The 17,818-nt window shown below is 63.8% G+C and carries 12 protein-coding genes and 1 pseudogene; 3 read left to right on the top strand and 10 right to left on the bottom strand.

The window, feature by feature from the left end; genetic code table 11:
* Window positions 1-190: 190 nt before the first annotated feature.
* On the bottom strand, window positions 191-1,147 hold the full coding sequence (locus HW466_RS29295) for a LysR family transcriptional regulator (RefSeq protein ID WP_059450100.1): 957 nt from the start codon (window positions 1,145-1,147) through the stop codon (window positions 191-193).
* Window positions 1,148-1,224: 77 nt separating this feature from the next.
* On the bottom strand, window positions 1,225-1,776 hold the full coding sequence (locus HW466_RS29290) for a MarR family winged helix-turn-helix transcriptional regulator (protein ID WP_151004402.1): 552 nt from the start codon (window positions 1,774-1,776) through the stop codon (window positions 1,225-1,227).
* Window positions 1,777-1,883: 107 nt separating this feature from the next.
* On the opposite strand from HW466_RS29290, the gene HW466_RS29285 reads away from it, so the two are divergent.
* The gene (locus tag HW466_RS29285) at window positions 1,884-2,693 is read left to right on the top strand and encodes an alpha/beta fold hydrolase (RefSeq protein WP_059771917.1); all 810 of its coding nucleotides are present in this window, start codon (window positions 1,884-1,886) and stop codon (window positions 2,691-2,693) included.
* 58 nt (window positions 2,694-2,751) lie between these two features.
* On the opposite strand, the gene HW466_RS29280 is transcribed toward HW466_RS29285, so the two are convergent.
* Window positions 2,752-3,675 carry a LysR family transcriptional regulator gene (locus tag HW466_RS29280; protein ID WP_059540549.1) on the bottom strand — a complete coding sequence of 308 codons (924 nt, stop codon included), beginning with the start codon at window positions 3,673-3,675 and terminating at the stop codon, window positions 2,752-2,754.
* Between the two features lie 88 nt (window positions 3,676-3,763).
* On the opposite strand from HW466_RS29280, the gene HW466_RS29275 reads away from it, so the two are divergent.
* Together HW466_RS29275 and HW466_RS29270 are read left to right on the top strand one after the other, a co-directional pair.
* Window positions 3,764-5,368 (top strand): NADH-quinone oxidoreductase subunit L, encoded by a 1,605-nt coding sequence (locus HW466_RS29275; protein ID WP_420908230.1) that lies wholly within the window; start codon window positions 3,764-3,766, stop codon window positions 5,366-5,368.
* Between the two features lie 21 nt (window positions 5,369-5,389).
* Window positions 5,390-7,981, top strand: a complete 2,592-nt coding sequence (locus tag HW466_RS29270; protein ID WP_151004406.1) for a YbcC family protein — start codon at window positions 5,390-5,392, stop codon at window positions 7,979-7,981.
* Between the two features lie 105 nt (window positions 7,982-8,086).
* Here the strand turns inward: HW466_RS29270 and HW466_RS29265 are convergent, their stop codons facing one another.
* From HW466_RS29265 to HW466_RS29235, 7 genes and pseudogenes are all read right to left on the bottom strand, one after another.
* Entirely contained in the window at window positions 8,087-9,463 is a 1,377-nt protein-coding gene (locus HW466_RS29265) for an LLM class flavin-dependent oxidoreductase (protein ID WP_151004408.1), read from the bottom strand.
* Between the two features lie 26 nt (window positions 9,464-9,489).
* Window positions 9,490-10,257 carry an ABC transporter permease subunit gene (locus HW466_RS29260; protein WP_059771911.1) on the bottom strand — a complete coding sequence of 256 codons (768 nt, stop codon included), beginning with the start codon at window positions 10,255-10,257 and terminating at the stop codon, window positions 9,490-9,492.
* Window positions 10,254-10,988 (bottom strand): ABC transporter permease, encoded by a 735-nt coding sequence (locus tag HW466_RS29255; RefSeq protein ID WP_059807924.1) that lies wholly within the window; start codon window positions 10,986-10,988, stop codon window positions 10,254-10,256. The genes HW466_RS29260 and HW466_RS29255 overlap by 4 nt, the downstream gene beginning before the upstream one ends.
* Before the next feature lie 4 nt (window positions 10,989-10,992).
* Window positions 10,993-11,796 (bottom strand): transporter substrate-binding domain-containing protein, encoded by an 804-nt coding sequence (locus HW466_RS29250; protein ID WP_151005476.1) that lies wholly within the window; start codon window positions 11,794-11,796, stop codon window positions 10,993-10,995.
* A 323-nt stretch (window positions 11,797-12,119) separates the two neighbouring features.
* Window positions 12,120-13,094, bottom strand: a pseudogene (locus tag HW466_RS29245) (MFS transporter); the annotation flags it as partial.
* 425 nt (window positions 13,095-13,519) lie between these two features.
* Window positions 13,520-15,571, bottom strand: coding sequence for a hypothetical protein (locus HW466_RS29240; RefSeq protein ID WP_151005474.1), 2,052 nt, complete (start codon window positions 15,569-15,571; stop codon window positions 13,520-13,522).
* A 627-nt stretch (window positions 15,572-16,198) separates the two neighbouring features.
* The gene (locus HW466_RS29235; protein WP_059506248.1) at window positions 16,199-17,233 is read right to left on the bottom strand and encodes a PDDEXK nuclease domain-containing protein; all 1,035 of its coding nucleotides are present in this window, start codon (window positions 17,231-17,233) and stop codon (window positions 16,199-16,201) included.
* Window positions 17,234-17,818: the final 585 nt, after the last annotated feature.

The raw sequence follows: 17,818 nt of genomic DNA, 5'->3' as shown, positions 1-17,818 counted from the left end.
GTATGGTTAGTTTTGTGTTCGAATCACGGCCTCGTCGAACACTGACTAATCTACCGACACGGCAGGGCGCACCGTTTTAAAAATTAAATGGTGGATGTGAATTTGTTCAGGCGACTGAAAGGAAGCCCGGCTTTGGTTCCGCACTGGCAATAAACCGCACCGATCGCCGGACGGTGCGGCTCGATCGCGGCTACGCGCGCGGCAATTCCGCCGGCTCGAACGCGTTGGCGCTCGCGAGATCCTTGAAGAGGCTGCGCATGGTGCGGATGTCGGGATTCTTTTCCATCGGCGTCGACCAGATCACGTCCAGCGTGAAGGTCGGGAAGCCGAGCGGCACTTCGCAGATCTGTACGTTCGCCGGAATCGACAGATGCTGGATCAGGCGCCGCGGCAGCGTCAGCGCGACCGGCAGCCGCGCGACGATGTTCAGGCAGGCCTGATACGTGTTGGCGCGCGCGACGATACTGCGCGAGCGGCCGAGCTTTTCGAGCCAGCCGTCGATCATGTTGCGCTCGGATACCCACGGCGTCGGGAACACGTGCTCCATGTCGCAGAATTCGTCGAGCGAGACGCGCGTCGACTGTGCGAGCTTGCGCGACGCGGTCAGACACACGAAGGTGTCGGAGAGCACCGACTCCCATTGCAGGTCGGGATGCAGCCGATGGTAGCCGGGCCCGAAGCCGATCGCGAAATCGAGTTCTCCGGCAAGCAGCCGTTCTACCGGCAGCTCGCGGCCGAGGCGATCGACGATCAGCGAGGTTTCACGGCCGCGCTTCATGAACGACTCGAGCACTCCCGGCAACAGCAGCAGCTCGAAGTACTCCGGCGCGCATACGCGCATCACGCGGCGCGACGTGGCGGCCACCTGGTCGTCATCCATGTCGGCGCAGTGGTTCACCGCGTCGATCACGTTTCGCAAATACGGCTCGATAGCCTCGGCCTTGGCCGTCGCGACGAGGCTGCCGCGATCGACGTCGAAGAGCACGTCGTGAAAGCAATTGCGCAAGCGTTTCAGGCAATAGCTGACTGTCGGCTGGCTGATGCTCAGGACTTCGGCGGTGCGGCGCGCACTTTTATGTTCGTACAGACACAGAAATACCATCACGTCCTGAAGATCGAGTTGGCGCAATACATTACTGTTAAGCACGATATTTCCTTATCGTTATTGTTGTCGCCGGCATCATTTTTTCGGTCTTTATCTTAAACTCATCGACCTTCGGTATGTCACACCCGCTCCCCGCGCTCCCTCCCTGCGCCGTCAGGCACGAGCGCTTCGCCCGGTAGCGCGAGAAGCGCACGCTTCAGGAGCGACGCAAGTGTCGTGCGGTCGTCCCGATTCAGCCCGCCGAGCAACAGATTCAGCGTGTCGACGTGTACATTCACCGCCCTGTCGATCAGCGCGAGCCCCTCGCGAGTCAATCGCACGGCCATTCCCCTTCCGTCTTGCGGATTTGGAATTCGCTCGACGAGGCCGGCCTGCTCGAGCCGCATCAGACGGTTGGTGATCGCGCCCGACGAAAGCATCAGGGATCGGTATAGCTGCGTGGGCGACAGTTCGTACGGTGCGCCCGCCCGGCGAAGCGTGGCCAGAACGTCGAATTCGCCCTCCTTGAAACCAAACGGCGCCAACGCTTCGGTCCGCGCCCGCTCGCAATGCTTTGCCAGTCGCGCCAAACGTCCGAACACCTCCATCGATGCCACATCGAGTTCAGGTCGCTCGTCGCGCCACTGCGCGACGACGAGGTCAACGTGATCTTCCGGGCCAGGAACCATCATGAATATCCTCGCATTCGATGGGGGCTTGGTTGCTCAACTTGCAGCCAATATATCTCAATATTAAGATAGTTCGGAAGCACACGTCGGGGCAGCAGTGGAGCAGGCAGATGGCAAAACTATCATTCAGTGATCACGATCTTTATTATGCGGACGTCGGCAGCGGCCAACCGATCATATTGATTCACGATCTGGGTAGCTGCGGTCTCGCATGGGCACGGCAAATGCCGTTTCTCCGTCAAGCGGGTTATCGCGTGATCGTTCCGGATCTGCCGGGGCACGGTGCGTCGTCGTATCCGCAGCGCACGCTTGACGTGAGGGAACTTGCCGGCGGCGTGCAGTTTCTCCTGGATCATCTTGGCCTCGAAAGTGCCGCCCTCGTCGGCATCTCGCTCGGTAGCGCGATCGCCTTGACGATCGCTCTCGATGCACCCGCCCGCGTCGGCAAGCTGGTCGTCTGCAACGGCTTCTCGAACCTCGTCGACGACGATTTCGTCCGCCGCTTCGAGTTGTGGAAATGCGGTTTCGCGCGCGACGATGACGCAACCCGGTGGTTCGAGGAAATGTGGCCCCAGATGGTGAGCGCCGAATTCGCTCAATCGGAAGACGGTGAAATCGCGTATCAAATCGGCCATGCTCGTGCGGCAACGACCGATTCCGCGCAGCTCGCCCGCCTTTGCATCGGGATCGCGAACTACGACGTCAGGAGACGACTGAATCTCATACGCAGCGAAACGCTCGTGTTGCAAAGCGAAGATGGCAGCATTTTTCCGGCAACCGAAGGGCAACGGCTCGCGGCCATGATTCCGGGCGCCCGCTTCGAAACACTTCCCGAAGGCGGACATCATGCAAATCTCGACCGTGCCGGCGCGTTCAACTGGGCGGTATTGCGCTTTCTGAGCGGGTCGAGCGCTGTGTAGGTGTGCTTAGATATCTCGTTTGAATGGGCGAGATGCGAGGACCGTCATTGACGCTCGATCACGACGCAGGACTCCTGCCGGACGCCTCCATCTTCGAGAGCGTTACACCGGCCAGCAATTGCTCGAGGCGTTCGATCCGATGCCGATGCGGCGTGGTAATCGCGTAGAAGTGCTCCTGAAGTTCCGGCGTTTGTCCTACGCTGACGAGCACACCCTGCCGCAACTCGTCTTGCACAACCACTTCCGGCAGCACTGTCAGCCACCCACTGTCCCGCGCGATAAGTCGCAGCATCGCCATGTCGTCGACCTCGGCCCTGACCCGCGGCTTCACACCTGCCGACGCGCACAACGCATCGAAGCGGGCCCGCAGCGCGTGCCGCGCTCCCGGCAATGCAACGTCGACGCCGCCCAGGTCGTCCGGCACGCGCAAGCTGCGGCCGCGCCAGACGCTCGCAGGCCCCACCAGCGAGATGGCCTGACTGCCAAGAAAGCTGCAATGGAGCGGTCGGTCGGGGTCGGAAGGCAGCGGCTCGTTCGCCAGCACGATGTCCAGCTGATGCTGCAGCAGTCGCTCGATGAGGCCGTCGAGCATGCCCGTCTCAAGCGTGAGCGTCACGCCGGGATCGCTCAGAAGCGGACGGATCCAGTTTTCCTGATAGTTGCGCGAGACCGTTGCGACGCTGCCGACGCGCAATCGCAGCATGCCTTCCGAGCGTCCCTGCAGCCTGCCGAGCATTTCCTGCCCCAGGCCGAAAATGTTTTCCGCATACGTGAAGACCATGCGGCCCGTGTCCGTCAGGATCAACCGCCGCTTTTCGCGCTCGAACAGCGCCTCGCCCAGCCGGTCCTCCAGCTGCCTGATCTGCGCGGAAAGAGCCGACTGAGAGATATGAAGCTCGCCTGCCGCCTGCGTCAGATGGCCGGTTCGGGCCACTCGCCAGAAGTAGAAGAGGTGATGAAAGTTCAGATGTTCGATCTGCATCGTTCTCTTTTATCTATGCTTTCGTTCTAAAGAATATATTTTACAGAATAATCGGCATCGAACATCATTCCGCGCATTGTTTCGCGAGATGTTTGCCATGCCCGTCACCCACGTCGTTTTATTCGTCTGCGCATTGGCGCCCGCGGCGCTGATGTCGACAGCCGCCGCGCTGCTCGGGTCTCGCCCCGATGACAGCCGCGCCGTGTGGAAACCGTTCCATCGGCTCGCGGCGATCGCGTTGCTGGTTGCGCTGATCCAGCCGGTCGTGCTGGCGACGGCCCCGCCGCTCGCAGCCAACGCGCATGACGGCGCGTGGACGGCGTGGATCGAAGTAACCCCGCTCGCCGCGTGGATGGCCGCGCTGGTGCAGCTGCTCGGGACCGTGATTGCCGTGTTCTCCGGGCGCTATCTGCACGGCGAACCGGGGCAGCCGCGTTATGCCGCCGCATTCGCCGGCGTGCTCGCGTCGGTGCACGTGCTTCTGCTGTCCGGGCACTGGCTGCTGCTGATCGCGGCATGGGCCGGCGTCGGCGTGTCGCTGCGCGATCTGCTGTGCTTTTACCGGGACCGTCCGTTTGCGCGACTGGCAGCCCACAAGAAGCAGATCGTCGACCGCTTGGCCGATTTGTTGCTGCTCTCGGCCGCTGGCCTGGCATGGGCGGAGGTCGGCGGCGGCACGTTCGCCGCGCTTCGGGAACACATTGCGGCCCACGGCGCGTCGACACCGTTGCAGGCCAGTGCTGTCTGCCTGGTGCTCGCGATCGTCCTGCGCACCGCGCTGTTCCCGGTCCATGGCTGGTTGATTCAGGTGATGGAAGCGCCGACCCCGGTCTCTGCGCTGCTGCATGCCGGCGTCGTCAATCTTGCCGGCTACCTGCTGATGCGCTTCGCACCGCTGCTTGCAGTGGCGCCGGCCGCGCGCTGGCTGCTCGTCGGATTCGGCCTCGGCACCACGTTCCTGGCCGGCTTCGTCATGCTCACGCGCATCAGCATCAAGGTGCGTCTGGCATGGTCCACCGTTGCGCAGATGGGCTTCATGGTGCTCGAGTGCGGCCTCGGTCTGTATCAGCTGGCTGCGCTGCATCTGATCGGCCATTCGCTCTACAAGGCGCACACGTTTCTTTCCGCGTCGTCGGCGGTGCAGAACACGCGACTGCAGATCATGCGCGGCCGCCATAATGCAGCGCTCCCGAGCCTGGTGCTCGCGCCGGCCGCGAGCCTGATCGTCGTCATGCTCGTGCAGACACTGGTGCCGGCTGGAAGCTGGCCGTGGTGGTGGAGCGGCGTGCTCGCGCTTGCATGGGCGCCGCTGCTATGGATTCCGGTTGCCGAAAATGGTGAGCCCGCCCGCGTGTGGACGCACCTATGCTTCGGCACCGCGCTGATCGCAGGCTATACGGCGGTGGCGACGCTGGCGCACCATCTCCCGCTCGGCGTCGCTGATGCGCCGTTCCACGTTGCGGGCCCGGTCGCGCTCGCGGGCATGGCACTGCTCTATGTCGGCCTGGCGGCGCTGCAAGGCTGCCCGCACCGCTTCGCGACGTGGCGGCGATGGAGCTACGCGGGATTCTATGTGGACGAGTTCTACACGCGCTTCGCGTTGCGCGTCTGGCCGGCCCGCTGGGCGCCGCACGATGCGGCCCACGCGCCGCGACCGGGTGCGGTCACGTCGCCCGGCCTCACCGAACGATGAGCCGCTGATCCGGAGAATCACATGCGCACTGCAACACTCGAACAACGCGCGAAGCGCGATGCAGCGCCCCGGGCGAACGATGCCGCCCGTCCCGCGCACCCCGCTGCCGACGCCCGCTGCAGGTATCCGCGCGAGCGGATCGACGCGGCATGCGACGCGGCATGCCGCTCGATTGCGCCGGCCTGGCCGCTCGATCGCGCCATCGCCGTCAATCCACACTGGGAGCGCATCGGCCGTCCCGTCCGGGAAATTGCCGCGCGGATGGCCGTGCTGGCCGACATCAAGGTGTTCCCCTCGCGGGATCAGATCCGTTCGGCATGGGAATCCGCGCGCATCGCGCCGGCGGATCTGCGATATGCGTTGCAGGCCCTGCCAGCTGCACGAGCGGCCGGCCTGACCGAGCGCGTCTGCATTGACGCATTGACGCGCCCGCTCAACCTGCCCCGCCTGCCGTTGCTGATCGATGTGCTCGACGACGACCCATTGCGCCACGAACGCCTTTCGTGGCGCCAGGCGATCACGCACCAGGTCAGCCAGACCTGCGCGGCCTACTTCGACGAGCATCAGGCCGACTGGCGGCCGCATCATGACCGGAGCCTCTATGCCTTCTGGCGCGACACGATCGCACACGATCACGGCATCGGCGTGCTGATGGGCCTGCCGCGCCTCGGTCAGTCGCTCAGGGCGCTACCCGCCACGCGTCAGGATGCCGAATCGTGGGTACTCGAGCGACTCGGTCTGCCCGAAGCCGTGTGGCCCGACTATCTGGAGGCCGTGCTGCTGACCGTCAACGGCTGGGCGTCGTGGTGCGCGTACCTGGGCTGGCAGGCTCGGTTGGCTGGCGAGTCCGACGAGCACCTGCGCGATCTGCTCGCGATCCGGCTGGCGTGGGGCGCGCTGTTGCTCGACTGCAAGGACGATGCGGCGGCACGCCGCGCGTTCGCGGCCGTGCAGGGCCACTGGCGCGATTCGGCCGCACTGCTGGCCGACGCACACGCGCGGCTGCTGGTCGACGAGGTGTGGCAGCTGGCCTTCGAGGCCGGCTACCAGCGCGAACTGGCAGGCAAGCTCGGCTCGATCGGTCAACCGCGAACGGCTCCGGATGCCGCACCGCGGGTCGAGGAGATCGAAGTCCAGGCCGCGTTCTGCATCGACGTTCGCAGCGAACCGTTGCGGCGTGCCGTTGAGTCGATTTGGCCAGCGGTCCAGACGATCGGCTTCGCCGGATTCTTCGGCCTGCCGGTCGCTTATACGCCGCTCGCCACGTCGGCGCGCCGCCCGCAACTTCCCGGCCTGCTCGCACCGTCGCTCGAAGTCACCGATGCCGTATCGGCCACTTCCAGCGAAGGCGGCGGAGCAATCAGCGCGGCTGCGAGCTCGGCGCGCCGCTTGCGCTTCGCATTGTCGAACCAGGCGTCTGCCGCGACCCGGCTGCCGGGCACATCTTTCTCGTTCGTCGAGGCCGCCGGGCTCGGCTATCTGGGCAAGCTGCAACAGTGGCTGAAGCCCTCGCGCAACCCGCGCGTTCGCGATGACCTCGCCGACCTGCCGCCCCGCTACAAGGCCATTTGCCGTCCGGCACTCGTCGGCATCGACGATCAGGCCAAGATCGACCTGGCCGCGCGCATCCTGCATGGCATGGGCATCGCGCAATCGCTCGCCCCGCTGGTCGTCCTGGTCGGACATGCCAGCCAGAGCGCAAACAACGCGCATGCGGCGGCGCTCGACTGCGGCGCCTGCTGCGGCCAAAGCGGGGAAGTCAACGTACGCGTGCTTGCGCAGGTGCTGAACGATCGCGTGGTGCGCGCGGGTCTCGTGCAGCGGGGCATCCATGTGCCCGACGACACGACGTTCGTCGCGGCGCTGCACAACACCACGACCGACGAAATCGAAGGCTTCGACCTCGACCTCCTGGGCCCCGTCGCCGCCGCGCGCTGGGAGCGGATGCTGGCCGTCTTCGGCCACGCGAGCGACCAGGTGCGCCGCGAGCGAGCGGTGCGCGTCGGCCTCGACCCGCGGATGGACGCCGTTCGCTTGCTGGACTGCCTTCGCGAGCGAGCCAACGACGGCGCTCAGACGCGCCCCGAGTGGGGGCTGGCCGGCAATGCTGCGTTCATCATCGCGCCACGCACGCGCAGCCGCGGCGCCGTGCTCGACGGTCGCTGCTTCCTGCACGACTACGATTTCACGCAAGACGCGGACGGCAGCCTGCTCGAACTATTGATGACCGCACCGATGCTGGTCGCGCACTGGATCAATTGGCAGTACCACGCGTCGACATGCGATCCCGCGCACATGGGCTGTGGCAACAAGGTCCTTCACAACGTCGTAGGCGGGCATATCGGCGTCTTTGAAGGCAACAGTGGCGACTTGCGCATCGGTCTTTCGAAACAGTCCCTGCATGATGGCCAGCGCTGGATACACGAGCCATTGCGCCTGACCGTGATCATCGACGCACCTCGCGCATCGATCGAACGCGTGATCGACAAGCATTCGACGGTTCGGCAATTGGTCGACCACGGCTGGCTTCATCTGTGGCGATTTGGTGAGACCGGGCTGCTGCGTTTCGGCGCGGGGACCTGGCACGAACTGAAATTGGCAGCCACTCCCTGAACGCACGTTACGAAGCCCCGTCGGATCGCGATGGCAACCCGACACGGCACGGAAGCGGCTCCGCGCTCCGCTGATAGTCGTTCCGTCTTGACCGGCGCGTCACCGTCATTCCGATGCGGATTGCCGGAAGGACGCGCCATGCGCGGTCTCCGGCAGGCGGTCGCGGCCGCTAAGCCGAGAGCGGAAGGTGCCGGCCGGTGCCGTCGTGCGGTACAGGCCGCGTTTTTTCAGTTCCGGCACGATGAGCTCCGCGAAATCGTCGAGCGTGCCCGGGCTGATCAGCGGATTGAGCATGTAGCCGCTCGTCGTCGACTGGCGCGCGTGCTCGGCGAGCTGATCGGCGACCTCGCTGGGCGAGCCGACGAGGATCAGGTCGGTGCCGCGCGTGACGCTCGCGAACTTGCGCCGCACGTCGCCGCCAGTGAGCGGCTTGCCGCTGCCGTCGGGCCGCACCACATAGGACGTGAGCCCTTCCGTGTGCGTGGTCAGCGGTTCGTCGTCCGCATAGCGGTCGATGTCGATGCCGGTGTCGCCCGCATAGCTGACGAGTTGCGCGTGCTGATGGTAGTGCTGCTGCAGCGTATGGTACTTCTCCTTCGCATCGCTCGACGAGCGCGCGGTCACGATCCGCAGCACGGTCAGCGACTTCACGTCATCCGCCGCGCGGCCGCGCTCCGTCGCAAGCCGGCGAATCTCGTCGAGGCCCGCACGAATCTCGTGCGGATTCGACTTCGCGACGAACACCACCTCCGCGTGCTTCGCCGCGAATTCGCGCCCGCGTCCGGACCAGCCGGCCTGGATCAGCACGGGCGAGCGCTGCGGCGAGGGCGCGCAGACGTGCGGCCCCTCCACGCGATAGTGCGTGCCTTCGTGCGCGATCGGCCGCACGCGGTCGCCGCGCGCATAGCGCGGCGCTTGCTTGTCGGCGACCACTGCATCGTCCGCCCAGCTCCCTTCCCACAGCTTGTACACGACGTCGAGGAATTCCTCCGCGCGCGCGTAGCGTTCATCGTGGCCGATCATCCGGTCGAGCCCGAAGTTGCGCGCCGCGCTCGTCAGGTAGGACGTCACGATGTTCCAGCCGATCCGGCCGTTGCTCAGGTGATCGAGCGTGCTGAAGCGGCGCGCGAGCGCGAACGGATGCTCGTAGGTCGTGCTCGCGGTCACGCCGAATGCGAGCCGCTCGGTCTGCGCGACGAGTGCCGGAATCAGCATCATCGGATCGTTCGCGGGCGACTCGACCGCCCATCGCAGTGCCGCGTCCGCCGACCCGCCATAGACGTCGTACAGGCCGAGCACGTCCGCGAAGAACAGCATGTCGAGATCGGCTTGCTCGGCCGTGCGTGCGAGGTCCGACCAGAACGCGAGCGTATTCGCGCGCAGCCGTTCGTCGGCGGGATGGGTCCACAGGCTCGGCGCGCCGCCGCAGCCGACGCTGGCTTGTTCGTACAGGGAAAACAGCAAGGGGCGAGGATCGGACATCGTCAGATTCGTTACCAGGACAGGAATCAGTTGGGGGCTGCCCACGCGTCCGGCGACGCGCGGCGGCGGCGTACGGCGACGCGAGCGTCGGGGGTGCGCGTCAGATGGCGATTGACATGCTTCTCGAGACGAGCGGCCGGAATGGTGAGCAGCGCGACGAGCACGACATAGACAACAGCCGCGCCGACCAGCGGCTCGTACACGCGCAATGTCTCGAAGCGCAGCGTATTGGCCGTTCCCATCACGTCGAACACCGTCACTGTCGACGCGAGGACGGTCGATTTCAGCAGCAGGATCGCCTCGCCGGTGAGCGCGGGCAGCGCGAGCCGCCACGCGCGCGGGCCGACGATGCGGCGCAGCACCTGCACGCGCGTCATGCCGTAAGCGTGCCCGGCTTCGATCTCGCCGGCCGGCACGCCGGCGATCGCACCGCGCAGGATCGTCGCGACGTACGCGCTCTCGTTCACGCTCAACGCGACGATCGCGTACCAGAACGCGTCGCGCAGCAGCGGCGACGCCCAGCTGTCGCGCATCCATTCGCGCGGTACGATCTGCCCGAATCCGTAGTAGAGCAAATAGAGCTGAACGAGCAGCGGCGTGCCGCGAATCAGCATGAGCCAGCCGCGCGACGACCAGCGCAGCGGCGCATGGCGCGCGCCGGCGGCGAGCGCGAGCGGCACGCCCAGCAGCACGCTGGCCGCGCCCGACACAAGCGTCAGCGCGAGCGTCGTCGGCACCGCGGCGAGCAGCTTCGGCATCACCGTGTCGAGCAGGAATGGCAGCGAGAAGATCATGCGGTTGCGCGCCTCGTGCCACGATTCGCGTGGCGCTCGAGCGCCGCGAAGAGGCCCGTCGACGCGATGCTCAGCAGCAGGAACAGCGCGGCCGTGACGAGATAGAAGAATACGTAGTGGCGCGTCGCGCCGGCCGCGAGCTGGCTCGCTTTCAGCAAATCCGTGAACGAGCCGAGCACGCTGATGAACGATGCATCCTTGGTCGCGTTCAGCCACACGTTGCCCGTGCCCGGCAACGCGAGCCGTGCGGCGGCCGGAAGCCGGATGCGCATGAACGTCTGCCACGGCGTCATCCCGAACGCGTGCGCGGCTTCGATCTGGCCGGTCGGCACGTTGACGAGCGCCGCGCGGAAGATGTCGGTCAGATACGCACCCTGGATGAACCCGAGCGACAGCGCCGCGACGAGGAACGGCGGGAACGCGAAGCCGTCGGGCACCAGGCCGCCGCGCTGCAGCGCCGCCTCGACGGCAGGCGCGAGCGCATAGAACGCGAGCAGCAGGCACAACAGCTCGGGCAGCGCGCGCACCAGCGTCGTGTAAAGCCGCGCGAGCCATGCGAGCGGCGCGTGGCGCGACAGCTTGCCGAGCGCGCCGGCGATGCCGAGCAGCACGCCGGCGCCGAACGACGCTGCCGCGACGCCGAACGTCAGTGCGAACGCGCCCGCGAACACGCGGCCATAGCCGCCGTCGCCGAATGCGAGCAACGCGAGCAGCGAATCGTCCGCGGCCATCGGGTCAGCGGCCCTTCTCGATCGTGCCCTTCAGGTTCGGATAGCGCGCGGTGATCGCATCCCACGTGCCGTCCTGCTGCAGTTGCGCGATCGCGGTCGACAGCTTGCCGCGCAGCGCATCGCCCTGGCGCACGCCCGCGCCGATGCCGAGGCCCAGCACCGGATTGTCCGCGCACGTCGCCTTGACCTCGAAGTCCTTGCCGTCGCGCGACGCGAGGAATGCCGTAAACAGCCCCTTGCCTTCCTGCACGTAGTCGACCCGGCCGGACACCAGATCCGCGAGCGCGTTGTCGAACTTGTCGAAGGCCTTGATCTGCGCGTCCGCCTTGAAGCGGGAATCGAGGAACGCCGAGAAGTTCGTGCCGGCCTCGACGCCGATCACGCGGCCCTTGAAGCTCGCGGGCACCGCGCAATCGACGCGGCGCCGGTCGCTTTTCGCGCCGACGAACACCGTCGGCGACTCGTAATATGCACGGCTGAAATCGATCGCCTTCTGCCGTTCGCCCGTAATCGTCATCGACGACCAGATCACGTCGATCTTGCGGTTCTGCAACGCCGGGATCAGGCCGTCCCACGCGATGTCGGTGAGTTCGCAGCGCACGTTCAGTTTGCCGCACGCGGCATCGAGCAGGTCGATTTCCCAGCCCTTCCACTTGCCGGCCGCGTCCTTCGAGAAGAACGGCGGATAAGACTCGGCATCGATGCCGACGCGCAACGTCGGCTGGGCTGCATGGGAAGCCGACACGAGGCCGAACACGAACAGCGCGGCCGCGGCACGGCGGACCCTGGAACGCATCAAACGATTCATGTGGCGAATTTCTGAAATAACGTCGAAACGACCGGCGGCGCAGCCGGCAGGAGGCCAGACTGTAATGCGCGCACATGCGTGTACCAAATGGTTATTTTTTCGATGGATATCTGATCACGCGATATGGCGCAACGGCGCACCGCTGAACGCTGAGCGCGGTGCACCGTTCGGCCGTTCACGCCGGCGCCGTTTCGCGCTGCAAAGCCGGTGGCGCCAGGTTCGCGCGGAAATCGCCGCCTGCGTGGTCGGTATCGGGCAGATGGCGACGCCGCAATTCAGGCAGCAAGCCGTTGAGCGGCTGTTCTCCCTGTTCCGGCTGGCCCCAGCATCGGCACCGCGAGATGGAAGCGGCCCTCGCGGCAACGATCCGCGCTGATGCCGATCAGCACCAGCGCGACGATCGCGCACGCATACCGAATCTCGGCGAACAGGCCGGCCCACAGCTGGTCGGCCACGCCGGCCTTCCGAATGATCGTCGGCAGCCAGAACGTGAGACCGTACTGCCCGAGCACGACGCAGAAGCAGATCGCTGCCATTTGCCAAAGGCGCCGGTCCACGACGAATGTGCGAATCGACAGGTGGGCCGTGGTGTGCTCGGCATCGGCCGGCACGTTGCGCGCCAGCAAGGCCTTTTCGGGACCGATTAGCCATTTCGCGCCGGCAATGCCGTCGTCGAGATACAGCAGGATCGCGAAGCCCAGCACGGAAGAAGACAGTGCCTCGAGCAGGAACAGCCACTTCCATCCCGCCATCGACATCGCGCCATGCAGCGAATGCATGATCGCCCCCGACAGCGGTCCGCCGATGATCCCGGCGAGCGGAATCGCCACGAAGAACAGCGACAGCGCCTTCGCGCGCCGCGCCGCCGGAACCAGTACGTGAGATACAGGATCACGCCCGGCGCGAAACCTGCTTCGGCGACGCCGAGCAGAAATCGCAGCGCATAGAGCGCGGTTGGCGACTTGACGAACCCGAAACTCGCCGAGATCACCGCCCACGTCAGCATAATCCGCGCGAGCCAGCGGCGCTCCGACACGATGCAGGATCAGGTTGCTCGGCACCTCGAACAGGAAATAGCCGAGGAAGAAGATGCCTGCGCCCATCCCGTAGACCGTCTCGCTGAAGCGCAGGTCGTTGAGCATCTGCAGTTTCGCGAAGCCGACGTTGACGCGATCCAGATACGCGCCGAGGTAACACAACATCAGGAACGGGGTCAGCCGGCGCGCGACCTGTGCGTGGGTTCCGCCATCTTGCGGGCACCTTCTTCCCGGCGTCAGCAGTGGTACGCGACCGCGAATGGCGGTTCTGGGGTGACGCGAACGACTTCAAACGACCCGAAGCGGTCATCTGGCAGCCTCCAAAACGACCTTCCCGCCATTCGCGCACGTCATGCGATTGTCGACAAAGACTCGCAACGACAGCTAAACCAGCATGTCAGCGTCCTCCGATGGCCTGCTACCCAGACCAGGGGTGGCGGAGCGGAGTCCGGGTTCTGGAGTGATTCGCGGCCGTTGGTCAGCAGCAGGATGCGTTGATCGCCAGCGACGAGGCGCGCACGGTGATCTCCAGTTGCACTGGCGAAATTGCTCGGCACCGTTGCCAGAACAAGCGCAGCGCAGGCTGTCAGAGGGCGCGGCCAGCCATGGCCGCAAGCGCGCATCGCCCTTGGCGGACGAGCACGCCGTGCGCGATGGCGAACAGCAAGGCAGCCAGCTCGCCTCCTTTAGTCTGTTTGCTGTTCCTGCTGTTTTCTGTATTTATCTAGCACAAGCAGCATGTATTCATACTCCGCGTAAAAATCCATCAACGGAGTCATGACGCGTCGTGTTCGTTGGAGTTCTTGGGAAAAACTCTCGTTGTCATGCGTGTGTTCGAGCAACAGGAGAAGATGAAAGACAGATAGGCTCCATGATGTCGAGAACGGATGGACGTCAAAAATGGATTCTCCGGCACGAGCTGCCGCTGCCTTGAGCTTGCGGAACCACTCGTGCAACGACTTGAACTCGGCCTGCCGCGTCGGATCTACGGTAGCAAATTCAGAGACGCATCCGGTCTGTAGGAACCGGGGAAGGAAGGCGCGGTCATGAAGACTTCCAAGGTCGCCGCGCGTGATAGAGAGTTTCAGAACTTCACGCTGACCCAATATAATGGTCTTTGTCGAATGATCTTCTTTCACCAGCGTCATCGCCCCATGTTCCCGAAGAAAGGCGTGCCGCTCGAAGGCTTGCGCCTGGGGGCGTACAACTGCCTGCGCAAGATCGGCCAACGCGGCCACATCATCGCCGGCACGGGATTGACGCCGCAGCATCTTGCTCTTTAACTCAAAGAAGATGACTTCTTTTTCAGCTTCGATGACAGCATCACATTCTCCATTCGATTGGCCTTCCTTGTAGTCGCCGTGCAGTACGTTAACGCCATGCTGGGCGAGCTTTTCCCTAACGAATATCTCGAACAGCGGACCGAGAACCTTGTCGTCGAAGTTGCCTTTCTTCGGTGAGTTTTCTCGACACCATTGCAGTGCGGCGTTCACGGTAGCGCGAGCCGCCATCGGCGCGGGCTGCATGAAGAACATGCCGTTGTGCATGAGCAGCGGGCGAAATGCTGCATCTATCGCGTTATCATCCGGGGGAAACGTCAGTGCTTGATTGGCACCTGTCTGATGAGCGAATACTTCGCGCAACAAGTCTGCGGCGAGGTTGGGGTCCAGATTCGCCATAATGGCGGCATCTTTAACGGGAATCCGAATGAAATCGTGCGGGTAAGGCTGAACGTAAGCCGGGGCGCACGCCCGCTGACCAACCCGGAGCAACATCTTGGCCGCAGCAAGAATCTGCGATGACGCTCTTCCTTGTTTGTCTTTAAGGTTGGCGAGCTGATCGCGAGACATCATCCACTCAAGGTACTCACGCGCATGAGCGGGTTTAGCCTGAGTCAAGAGGAATACGGAGTCGTATATGAGCGACTTTTGCATGACCCGAATAACGCCCTCGTTCCTCGCGAACATCAGCTCAAAGGTTCCTACCGACAGATCCAAGAGTGCCGTTGCCCAGGTAACGAGATCGACCAGCTGGGTAAAAGTTGCGGCGGGAATAGGGGCCGATGGAGGCAACTCGAAGTAGCGCAGCCCGAGCTGGTAGAGATATGAGAACGGCCGGTCGGGCTTCGCATCAAGTCGGACCGTTTGCCCTTGTCTGCCCACTTTGAATCGCCCAGAAAAGGCGCTGTATTCGTTTTTTATACACTCGGCCGCACTTTGGGCCAGCGCATGACCCAGCGAAGCCGCTTGGCGTTCGATGTCCGCAGCCAATCGCTTCGTTTCGAGCTCTGGCACGTCCACACCGCCGGTGGCCGGAAGACCGATGTTATATCCAAGTTTCCGCAAAGCGTTGATCGCCACTGACAGGCAGTTCACGCGCACGTTGGATCGCCAGACTTGTTCAGGAGGCATGTGTGCCGTGCCGGAGGAGTACATCGCTGCAAGTTCGATAGCACGTTCCCAATTGCTGGTCTCGCCGGCCGAGATTCCCCGCTCACGAAGCGCCTGGGATAACGCTTCTGCGACACCAAGGTACGGATCGGCTGGCGTCTGTTCGCAAAGATACCGTAGCCCCAAGTCGTCGATGATATTTTTGACGTCGGCGCGCGCCATATCGCTTTCCTTCGGGGTGAAACAAGCACGGATTTGTCCGAGCAATGCCTCACAGTGTTTGCTTGCCCCGGAGGTCGGCGCAGTGATACTTGCATCGACGAATTTCTTGAACGAACTGAGATCCATGGATTTTCCTTGTTATGGTGACGCGGCCGGCGCTCCAATCATGACCGCAACGGAAGAGAGACAGCGTAGACTGACACCTCACTAAGACCATGAGGGGCCGGCGAGCTTCCCCGCAAGCAGACATCCAATCGTTGGTGATCGGGTAAGGGTCCCCCTCGTGCCATTCCGAAAATTGCGAGCACTTGAATATCAACACGCTCATTCGATCTCTCGTGCCTTGTACGTTGTGGTCGCCATTGTCGCCAATCTGCGGACAGACGTCGAACGTCCCTTCATGGCCGAACTCGGCCGGGCCGCCGCTCTGTGACGCGCGACCGGTGCAGATTGACCCATTGCCGCCGGTCACGCCTTGATAGTGCCAACAACGTCGGATGACCGGGTGAAGCGTTCGCCAGCGACGACTGCCCAAAGACGGGCCCGGCCAACCGGGGCGGCCGGCTAGCGCAGAACGAATGGCAGATAGACGACGAAACCTTGAGGCCGTCTTGACGTCACCGGTTCCCGCGCGTCGTCGGGTGGCGGCAGCAACGTAGCTGCCAACTCACGGCTCGACCAATTGTGTTGAACCAGCCACGTCAGGCGAAGCTGGGCTGGGAGCATTTTCGATATTCGATAAGGGGGCGTCCGTCACGACTCCCGCTTTTCGTCGAGCCGAGCACGTGCCGCGGCAATCGATTGGTGCAGCTTCGCCTGCAGCGTCTCGCGTGGCGGGAGCACCGTGAGGTACTCTGCGACGTGAATCCCACTTTTGCCGAGTTCAAGCAATTCGATCTGCTCTTGCTTTTTGCCCGCACACAGGATAATGCCGATCGGCGGCGCTTCATCTGGCTCCTGCTCGTGCTTCGCGAGCCAGCGCAAGTACAGCTCCATCTGACTCTTGTACTCGGCCTTGAAGGAACCGAGCTTCAATTCGATGGCGACCAGACGTTTGAGTTTGCGGTTGTAAAACAGCAGGTCAAGATAGAAGTCGTCGTCGTCGATCAGCAGCCGCTTCTGGCGCGCGACGAATGTAAAGCCGGCGCCGAGTTCCAGAAGAAACTGTTCCATCTCGCGCAGGATCGCATCCTCGAGATCGCGCTCGAGGTAGTGATCATTGAGGCCGAGAAAGTCGAGGATGTACGGATCTTTCAGCACGAGATCGGGCGACATCTGCTGCGCGTCGCGGAGGTGTGCCACTTCGCGCCGAATCACTTCGTCGGGTTGCCGCGACAGCGCGCTTCGCTCGAACAACATCGACTGCATCCGCTCCTGCAACTGCCGCGACGACCAGCGCTCCAGGCGACAGAGTTCAATGTAGAAGTCGCGCTTGAGCGGGTCGTCGACGTACATCAGCATCTTCAGATGGGTCCAGCTCAATTCTCTCCGCAGTGCGGAGAGAATTGACTCGTCCGGAAACACCTCGGCCGCGCGGATGCAGTGGCGCAATTGCTGCTCGCTCCAACCCCGGCCGTATTCGACTCTCAGCTGCCGAGCGAGCGCGGGGAGGATCTGTTGTCCGTAGCCCGCGCGCTCACCGCCAAGCACATCATCCCGAATGCGACAACCAACCTGCCAATAAAGTAGGGTCAGTTCAGCGTTGACTGCGGCCGCCGCGCGGGCGCGCGCCGAATCAATCATGCGGCGGATGTCGGTCAAGAGGGATGCAGGGACGAGTTCGGTCATCTTGTTGGGAATGGAGGAATCGGCGGGCCGGTGCGCGCCAGCAGTGGCCACGTTACCGGAATCTCAGCATCGGCGGAACCCTGCCGGGCACTCCCCCAATTCTCTCCGCACCGCGGAGAGAATCCAGCCATCTTCCCGCCGAAGCCCTCGCCCCCACCCCGCGCTCAATGTGGGTGCTCGCAATTGAGATTCGGCGTCGCCAGAGAAGAAGCCACCCTCCAGTCGCCCGGCCGGAACGAGAACCTCCATGCCCGCAAGTGATGCAATGACCAATGAACCCGCCCACCGCACGTCGCCGCCCGCACCAGAAACGGGGGCGCCGAGAGGGCGGCGGCAGCGTTTTTCGATCGCCATGGCGGGGGCGCTCCATGTCCCTCGGACACGGTACCTCCACACTGAGACTTCGCTTAGTCCCGAAATCAAGGGGAACATAGCCCTTACCATGTTCCCCTTCATTCCGCCTGGTGCGGCCGACGGCTGCACATTTCGGTGAAGAGCATCGGGGGCGCTTCCGCAGCGCAACTACGGACGTCCAGACACGCTTCCTGAGTTTCTACGTAGAAACTGTCGATTTCGACGTCCACG

This window comes from Burkholderia territorii, from assembly GCF_902833055.1.
GTDB lineage: Bacteria > Pseudomonadota > Gammaproteobacteria > Burkholderiales > Burkholderiaceae > Burkholderia > Burkholderia territorii.
This window is presented reverse-complemented; position numbering and strand designations above follow the sequence as displayed.